2 protein-coding genes and 1 pseudogene (1 of these 3 running past the window's edge) are annotated in these 1832 nt (G+C 61.2%); all 3 read left to right on the forward strand.

The genetic code is table 11. The features are described from left to right. On the forward strand, nt 1-729 hold a 729-nt coding region (locus EOC06_RS05855; protein ID WP_164898479.1), incomplete at its 5' end, for a GMC oxidoreductase. Between the two features lie 13 nt (nt 730-742). Next, nucleotides 743-1192, forward strand: coding sequence for a hypothetical protein (locus EOC06_RS05860; protein WP_127267655.1), 450 nt, complete (start codon nt 743-745; stop codon nt 1190-1192). A 74-nt stretch (nt 1193-1266) separates the two neighbouring features. Next, a pseudogene (locus EOC06_RS44980) lies at nt 1267-1832 on the forward strand (glycosyltransferase); it runs 528 nt beyond the window's last position.

The following is a 1832-nucleotide window of genomic DNA, read 5'->3' on the forward strand; positions in this document are numbered from 1 at the left end:
GTCCGTTCGGTCACGTTCAGCCATGACGGCAAGGAATACCAGGTCAGCGGCGATCTCTTCATTCTCGGCGCCAATGCCATCCAGAGCGCGGCGATCATGCTGCGATCCGGCCTGGGCGGCGAATTCGTCGGCAGCGGCCTGCATGAATCCTACGGCTGGAATTTCGAGGTCTATCTGGACGGCGTCGACAATTTCGACGGCAGCACCATCACCACCGGCCTGAATTTCGGCCTCTATGATGGTCCTCACCGATCGGAGCATGCGGCGGCACTGGTCTATTTCGAGAACCGCTGGCAGCACGGACTGCGTGCCGAAAAAGGGCGGCTACGCCAGGCGCTGCCGCTTGTCGTGGTCACCGAGGACTTGCTCGATCCCGAGAACTTCGTCACGCTTGACGAGGATGAGAATGCCTTCGTCAGCTTCAAGGCGCCATCGGACTATGCGGTGAAGGGCATGGCGCGCGCTCTGGAGAAATTGCCTGGCCTTCTGGCGCCGCTGCCGATCGAAAAGCTCTTCGACCGCGGCATTCGGCCGAGCGAATCGCACGTCCAGGGCACGCTGAGGATGGGTACGGGCCCAGCCGATTCGGTCATCGACAGCGGCATGATCCACCACCAGCTCAGAAATCTGGTCGTCGTCGGCACAAGCACCTATCCGAGCTGCTCCTGCGCCAACCCGAGCCTGACCGCGGCAGCGCTGTCCTTGCGGGCGGCGAGCCGGATCGCGTGAAAGGAGGTATCGCATGATCGAGATTTCCAGACGCTCGGCCCTGGCCGTCATGGCTGGCGGAGTGGTTTCGACAGGGGTCGCCTACGCCGCCGTTTCCTCGTTCTCGGATGAGGATCTGGTGCGCGTCACGCTGGAAAAATACCTTGGCAAGTTGAACATCCGCATCGAGCATCTGCAGCAGTTCGTGCTTGCGTTCCGCAACAGGAATCCGTGGAACTTTCCAAGCGAAAAACTAAGCGACGCCGTCACGCTGGTGGAGGAACTCAAATTGGGCGCAGCACGCCGCCTGCTGCCCGAGCGAAAGCGGGAAGATCTAGTGCATTTCGACCGCTGGGTGGTCGCCGAATTCCATATGCTGACGGACTATGCCTGGCGCAGTTCGCCCAACGACCCGATCCGATTTACCGGCTGGCAATCGTGTACCAATCCCTTCGCCAATCTGGAGCCGCCGAAACTTGCCTGACGTCGAAAGCGAGGCGGCGGACTTTGCCTGTTGTCTCCGAGCAAGGAATACGAGATGCGACAAGGAGCCCGATCATGAAAGTTCTCTTTGCAGGCGGCAACGGCTACCCGCCCGAGTTCAGCGGCGGCGTTCAGTCGAGCACGCATCATCTGGCCGAACAGCTGATCGAGCACGGTCATGAAGCCGCTGTGCTCGCCGCCCTGTTCGGTGATGGTGTCTTCGGCTTCAAGGCGCGCGCCAAGATGAAGCTGCTGCGGCAGCCGGCGGTTGTCGACAGCTATCCCGGCTATCCGGTGGTGCGGGCCTGGTTTCCCTGGGAAGCAGCGGGCTATGCCGTCGACAGGCTGAAGCCCGATGTCGCCGTGGTCCAGTGTCACAAATCGGTTCCGATCGGCAAGGCGCTGCAGGCGGAGGGCGTGCCTCTGGTCGTCTATCTCCGCAATGTCGAGTTCCATGAACTGGGCGGCGATCTGCGCGAATTGCATTCCGCGCTTTACATCGCCAATTCTGACTTCACCGCACGTACTTACAGACAGGAGTTCGGCATCGAGGCGGTGGTGATCCCGCCAACCATCAACCCGGCGCACTACTCGACGCCGACGACGGGCCAGTTCGTCACGCTGATCAACCCTTATGAGGA

It is taken from the genome of Mesorhizobium sp. M7A.F.Ca.MR.362.00.0.0, from assembly GCF_004023175.1.
Taxonomy (GTDB): Bacteria; Pseudomonadota; Alphaproteobacteria; order Rhizobiales; family Rhizobiaceae; genus Mesorhizobium.

Coding starts and splice junctions, on each gene's coding strand:
- EOC06_RS05860 (WP_127267655.1), top strand. CDS start 743: ATGATCGAGATTTCCAGACGCTCGGCCCTGGCCGTCATGGCTGGCGGA.